Source organism: bacterium (assembly GCA_040756715.1).
GTDB lineage: Bacteria > UBA9089 > UBA9088 > UBA9088 > UBA9088 > JBFLYE01.
In genome coordinates this window covers 1-6,626 of record JBFLYE010000131.1, presented here as the reverse complement: position 1 = coordinate 6,626, position 6,626 = coordinate 1, and the positions used below count along the sequence as shown (strand labels likewise).

Annotated in this window: 3 protein-coding genes; all 3 read left to right on the top strand. The window is 36.4% G+C overall.

Translation table 11 applies throughout. The annotated features are described in order from the left end of the window. Positions 1–211 precede the first annotated feature (211 nt). The 3 genes from AB1397_05140 to AB1397_05130 all read left to right on the top strand — a co-directional run bounded on the left by AB1397_05140 (position 212) and on the right by AB1397_05130 (position 6,523). Positions 212–3,535 (top strand): DNA polymerase III subunit alpha, encoded by a 3,324-nt coding sequence (locus AB1397_05140; GenBank protein ID MEW6482369.1) that lies wholly within the window; start codon positions 212–214, stop codon positions 3,533–3,535. Between the two features lie 21 nt (positions 3,536–3,556). Beyond that, the gene (lpxC, locus tag AB1397_05135) at positions 3,557–4,834 is read left to right on the top strand and encodes a UDP-3-O-acyl-N-acetylglucosamine deacetylase (GenBank protein MEW6482368.1); all 1,278 of its coding nucleotides are present in this window, start codon (positions 3,557–3,559) and stop codon (positions 4,832–4,834) included. Between the two features lie 309 nt (positions 4,835–5,143). Then, complete coding sequence (locus AB1397_05130; protein MEW6482367.1) at positions 5,144–6,523, top strand: hypothetical protein; 1,380 nt, start codon at positions 5,144–5,146, stop codon at positions 6,521–6,523. Positions 6,524–6,626 lie beyond the last annotated feature (103 nt).

The window sequence follows — 6,626 nt, the reverse complement described above, 5'->3', positions numbered from 1 at the left end:
GCTGTAAAATAATTTGCCTTAGGGTCTTTAAAAAGAGGGTTTTTAAGGAACAAAAAGAGAGACCATACCTAAAATTAGCAATGCAAAACTTAAAAATGCAAAATGAACTTAACCGTAATTTTGAACTAATTGGAGATTGAAATTTGGTCTAATCTCTTTTAGTCTAACTGTAATATTGCGACAATTTATGCAAGATACTATAATTTTGTAAATGAAATTCACCCATCTTCATTGCCATTCTGAGTATAGCTTATTGGATGGAGCAATAAGGGTCGAAAGCCTTGTCCAAAAGGCATCTTTCCTTTCAATGTCTGCTTTGGCTATCACAGACCATGGAAATATGTTTGGTGCGATAAAGTTTTATAAGACAGCCCTTGCCCATGGCATAAAGCCCATAATTGGATGTGAATTTTATGTTTGCAATAACATAAAAGAAAGGCAAAAGGAAATACTTTTCCATATAACCCTCCTTGCAAAAGATATAACAGGCTATAAAAACCTTATAAAGCTTACAAGTATAAGCTATCTTGATGGGTTTTACTATAAGCCAAGGATAGACGAAAGCCTTCTTAAGGAATATAGCAGGGGAATAATTGCTTTATCTGGTTGCACAAAGGGTCAAATCCCAAGGCTTATCTTGGATGGAAGAATTAAAGAGGCAGAAAAAAAGGCAGAAGAATACCTTAAAATATTTGGCAGCAAAAATTTTTACCTTGAGCTTCTAAACCACAACCTTGATGAGGAAGAAATTGTAAGAAAGGGCTTAATTGAAATAGGAAAAAGGCTCTCCATTGGTCTTGTTGCAACAAATGACATCCATTATTTAGAAAGGGCTGATTATCCTGCACATGATGTCCTTATTTGCATCCAGACAGGAAAGAAAATAGAAGAAGAAAAGAGGCTAAAATTTCAAACCCCAGAGCTTTACTTTAAAAGCGAAGAAGAAATGAAAGCCTTATTTTCAGATATTCCCTCTGCAATAGAAAACACACAATTGATAGCCGATGCTTGCAACCTTGAGCTTGAATTTGGCTCTCTCTATCTCCCACACTACGAAACAAAAGAAGAAGAGCCAGACGAGGCTTTAAAACACTTATGTATAAAGGGTTTAAAAGAAAGGTATAATGATGATGAGAAGGCTTGGGAAAGGCTTGAATATGAGCTTTCGGTTATCTCAAAGATGAAATATGCCAGCTATTTCCTTATTATTCATGACCTTATTCAATATGCAGAAAGAGAAGGAATTCCGGTTGGCCCAGGAAGGGGCTCTGTGGCTGGCTCTATTGTTGCCTATTGCCTTGGGATTACAGATATAGACCCATTAAGGTATAACCTCCTCTTTGAAAGGTTTTTAAATCCAAACAGGGTTTCCCTGCCAGATATTGACATAGATTTTTGCTACAAAAGGAGGGATGAGATACTTTCCTATGTAACAAAGAAATATGGCTCTGATAAAACAGCCCAAATTATTACATTTGGAACCATGCTTGCCAGACAGGTTCTCCGTGATACAGGAAGGGTCCTTAATTTTTCTTATAGTGATTGTGATAAGCTTGCCAAGATGCTTAATGAGGAGGTAGGTGTTACCCTACATGAGGCATTGGTTAAAATTCCAAGCTTTAGAGAAGAATATAAAAGTGATGAAAAAAAGAAGGAGCTTATTGATATAGCAATGAGGCTTGAAGGTCTTACACGGCATGCCTCAACCCATGCCGCAGGCATCGTAATTAGCTCCCTTCCCCTTACAGAGATTGTTCCTCTCTACAAAGACCCAACATCGGGAAGGATTGCAACCCAATATTCAAAAGACGATATTGAGGCAATAGGCCTTCTTAAGATGGATTTTCTTGGCCTGGTTAACCTTACTGTAATCCATGACACAATAAAGTTAATAAAGGAAAGGCAGGGAATTGAAATAAACATAAAGAAAATTCCCCTTGATGATAAAAAGACATATGAGCTTCTTTCAAGGGGAGAATCCATTGGTTTATTCCAGCTTGAGTCATCTGGAATGCAGGATTTATTAAAAAGGATAAAACCAACAACCTTTGAAGACTTAATCGCCCTCATTGCTTTACATAGACCAGGACCACTTAAATCTGGTATGGTTTCTGATTTTATAGAAAGAAAGCATCAAAGAAAGAAAATAGAATATCCAACACCTTTATTAAAGCCAATCCTTGCTCAAACATATGGCGTTATAGTCTATCAGGAGCAGGTTATGCAGATTGCAGAGACCCTGGCAGGATTTTCTATGTCTACCGCAGATGAGCTAAGGAGGGCAATGTCTAAAAAACAAGAGGATAAGATGAGAAAGATGAGGGATGAATTTATAAGGGGATGTATAAGGCATAATCATTCAGAGCATCTTGCCTCAAAGATATATGAGCTTTTGAGCAGGTTTGCTGAATATGGTTTTAACAAATCACATTCTGCAGCTTATGCCTTAATTGCCTATCAGACAGCCTATCTTAAGGCAAATTATCTTTTAGAGTTTATGGCTTCGCTTATTACCAATGAATTGAACAACCAAGATAAGATAGCCATATATATCAATGAGTGCAGGAAGATGGGAATAAAAATTCTTCCACCCAATATAAATAGCTCATATCCATATTTTGCTATTGAGGATGGAAATATAAGGTTTTCCCTTACCGCAATAAAGCATGTAGGAGAATTGGCTGCTTCATCAATTGTATCGGTAAGAAAGAAATGGCCATTTTCCTCCCTTTCTGATTTCTGCAACAGGGTTGATACCCGTCTTGTAAATAAGAGGGTTCTTGAAAGTTTGATAAAAGTAGGTGCATTTGATGGTCTTGGTAAGCGAGCAAGCCTTATCCTTGCTTTAGATAAGGTTCTTGAAACAAATGGGAAAAAGACAAACCAAATTTCTCTTTTTGAAGAAGAAGTAAAACCTGTAGATGTTCCCGAATGGGATGAAATGCAGAAGCTGGCTCTTGAAAAGGAGCTAACCGGCGTTTATATCTCAGGTCATCCTTTGGAAAGGTATAAAGATAAGCTTAGAGGATACGAAAAGATAATCTCCATTTTTGATAAAGGGGATGGTTTTTTTGTTTCCATAGCAGGGATGATAAGGAAGATAAAGAAGACAAAGACAAAAAAGGGCGATACAATGGCATTTATGGAGATAGAAGACCTAAGCGGAGGGATTGAGGTTATTTTGTTTCCCGAAGCCTACAAAATTTCTGAAAATAAGGTTGCAAAAGACACAATTGTTATTGTGGAGGGAAGGGTAGATAAAAAGAGAGAACCAAAGGTTATAGCAGATAAGGTCTTATCCTTTGATGAAAGGAGGCCGACAATACACCTTCGGCTAAACACATCTTGTGAAGAGATTCTCCATAAAATTAAAGAAATTATCTCCCCTTTTTCTGGAAATTGCCTATTCTATCTTCATTTTGGAAAAAATGGTTCAGAGAGGGTTTTATTGGCAGCAAAGAGGATTAAGCTTGATGAAGAGATGTTTGCAAGTTTAAAGGAGGTTGTGGGGGGAGAGAATGTGTGGGTGGAGTAGGAATTGCGGGATTCGGGAAGGATGAATAATTTAACACAGAATACAATAAATAAAGAGGTATCCCTCTCTGGTATAGGGCTACATACAGGACAAAATATTACAATAGCCCTTAAACCAGCTCCTCCTAATACAGGCATTGTTTTTATAAAGGATGATGTAGAGATACCTGCAAAGCTTTGCTATGTTTCCTCATCATACAGGGAGATTTCTTTAAAAAAAGATGGAACAGAGATTAAGACAATAGAGCATCTTTTGGGTTCTTTATCTTCTTTTTCCATTACAAACCTATTTATAGAGGTTAATGGATCTGAGATACCCATTATGGATGGAAGCAGTCTTCCCTTTGCTCTGCTTATAAAATCTGCGGGCATAAAAAAGCAGGAGGGAAGAATGAAATATCTCTCTTTTACAGGTCCTGTTGAGATAAAGGAGGATGGAAGGTCTATCTCTATCCTTCCTTATAATGGGTTTAAGGTATCATATACAATTTCTTTTTCTCATCCTGGGGTAAAGAAACAGTCATTAGAACTTAAGCTAGATGAAACATCTTTTATAAAAGAGATAGCTCCAGCAAGGACATTCGGTTTTCTTGATGAGGTCAATAGCCTTCGGCAAGCAGGTCTTATTAAGGGTGGTTCTCTTGAAAATGCAATTGTTCTCTCTGATGATGAAATTATTAACAAGCCATTAAGGTATGAAGATGAATTTGTCAGACATAAGATTCTTGATTTAATTGGTGACCTTTTCCTTCTGGGCATTCCATTAAAAGGTCATATTATTGCCAATTGCTCGGGACATTCCTTAAATATAAAATTGGCAAGGAGGATAGAGGAGATGCTAAAAAAGAATGAGGGTATAGTAATAGGGGAGGGAAGGATGGATATAAAAGAAATCCTTGGAATAATTCCCCACAGGTATCCATTCCTTCTTATTGACAGAATCCTTGAGATAGAGCCAGCGAAAAGGGTTGTTGGGATAAAAAATGTAACAATGAACGAAGAATTCTTTCAGGGACATTTTCCAGGAAATCCGGTTATGCCAGGTGTTCTCATTATTGAGGCAATGGCTCAAACAGCGGGTGTTTTGCTTCTTTTAGAGGAGAAAAATAGGGGAAAGCTGGTATATCTTGCTGGTCTGGATAATGTCCGATTTAGAAAGCCAGTTATCCCCGGGGATCAAATAAGGTTTGAGGCAATACCGGTAAAGATTAGAAAAAAGGTAGGTATGGTTGAAGTAAAGGGATGGGTAGACAGCGAGCTGGCTGCCGAAGCAACCCTTCTCTTTTCTCTTGGTGTTTAGAGGGAAAGTTCATAGGCTCTATTACTTATAGTTAATTCCACAACGCTTTATAAAATTTTGAATTTTGAATGTTGAATTTTGAATTAAAAGGGGAAAAATTTATAAAATTATGAATTTTGAATGTTGAATTTTGAATTAAAAGGGGAAAAATTTTATAAAACTTAACCTTCAATCCAAAATTCAAAATTTAGAATTCAAAATTTTATAAAACTTAAACCTTCAATCCAAAATTCAAAATTTAGAATTCAAAATTTCTTAAATACTATTTTTGCACTAAGTGATGGAAGATACTATAGTGTAGATAATAAATTGAAGAAGCTTGTATTGCTATTGATTGTTTGTATAATTCTAGCTGGAACAATAGTGGGAATTATAGTTTTTAAAAGGATAGAATCCAAAGCTTTTGATAAAGCCTGCCAGATAAATAGCATCTTATCATATAAATCCTTTGTTGGTAAATTTCCCATAAGCTCTCATAAGAGAGAGGTTAAATACTGGATAAAAACCTTACAGGCAAACGACCTTAATAGCTATAAAAATTATCTTAAGGAATTTCCCAAAGGCAGATTTTCTAAAACAGCTATGAAAAAGGCATCTTGTCTTGCCTGGGAAATTACCCAAAAAAAGGATAGTCTGGATGCTTACGAAGGATTTATCAATGAATATCCTGGCTTTCCTGAGGTAGAAAAAGCAAGGCAGGAATTGCCTAGGTTGCGCATCCAAGAGGCATATAAGGCATTTGCTAAGCTTAATGATGTTGATGGAGCAATCTGGGATAATAATTTAGGCTGGCCAGTTATCCTTTCTGATACAAGCAAAAAAGACCCATCCCTTCCCCCTATGGATATGGATGATTTAATTATGGTAATGAAGATTATAAAAGGGGAAGAAAATCCAGGTGTAAGCATTGAGCCTTGCAATGCTTACCAAAAGGTGCGCTATATACCAAATGAAATAAACAATACCCACCTTGGGCAAAGGCTGTTTGAGGCAGATAGGATGCTAAAGGCATTAAGCTTTGGAAAAGACCCTATAACTAAAGAAACAATTACATCCTCCCTTTCTGGATTTAAAACCCTGATAGAGCTTGTTTCTAATAAAGATGAGAATATAAAAATAGGGCATTTTAGCAGAATCTGGTTTAAGCCAAAAGAGGTTGTCCTTATAGAAGAAGGAGGGGGCATTATGTTTGATAAGATTGTAATGGGGGTTGAAAGTGAAAGTAAATATCAAGCACCAGAGGAATTTGCCTCTTTCTTTGAAGAAAATTATAGGGAATTTGCCAAAGAGGTGCCTATTTATAAAGAGCTTATTAGAATAGCAAAATTTGTGGCTATAGCAAGGTGGCTTAAAGATAGGGGCCATCTTCAAAATTTGGCATTAGCAGATTATCCAATAAAACCCATTGATACACCATCAAAGATACCTTCTATTAAAGAGACGGTTAGGGAAATACACAGGGGAACCTGGACACAGCAATATTTCCTTATCGGAGGGGTAATCCTTGATACAAAGAATACCTATAAAAAAAGGAAGAAAGTAAAGAGGGATAAAGAGGTAGTTAGCAAGAAGGAAGGGGGTAAGAAAGATATAAAAAGAGAGGTAGTAGAAAAACCATACAAAACAGCCATATCCTGGAAATTTAAAAAATATAAGGCGGTTGCAATACCCCTTAAGGCAATAAAATAATGCACCAATGATAACCATCGCGGAGTATGTGTTTAGTATCCTATAGTTAATTTCCATAACGCTTTATAAAATTTTGAATTTTGAATGTTGAATTTTGAATTAA

What these genes read in the sequence shown, in the direction of transcription:
- AB1397_05140 (MEW6482369.1), top strand. Translation starts at nt 212, where the DNA reads ATGAAATTCACCCATCTTCATTGCCATTCTGAGTATAGCTTATTGGAT.
- lpxC (MEW6482368.1), top strand. Translation starts at nt 3,557, where the DNA reads ATGAATAATTTAACACAGAATACAATAAATAAAGAGGTATCCCTCTCT.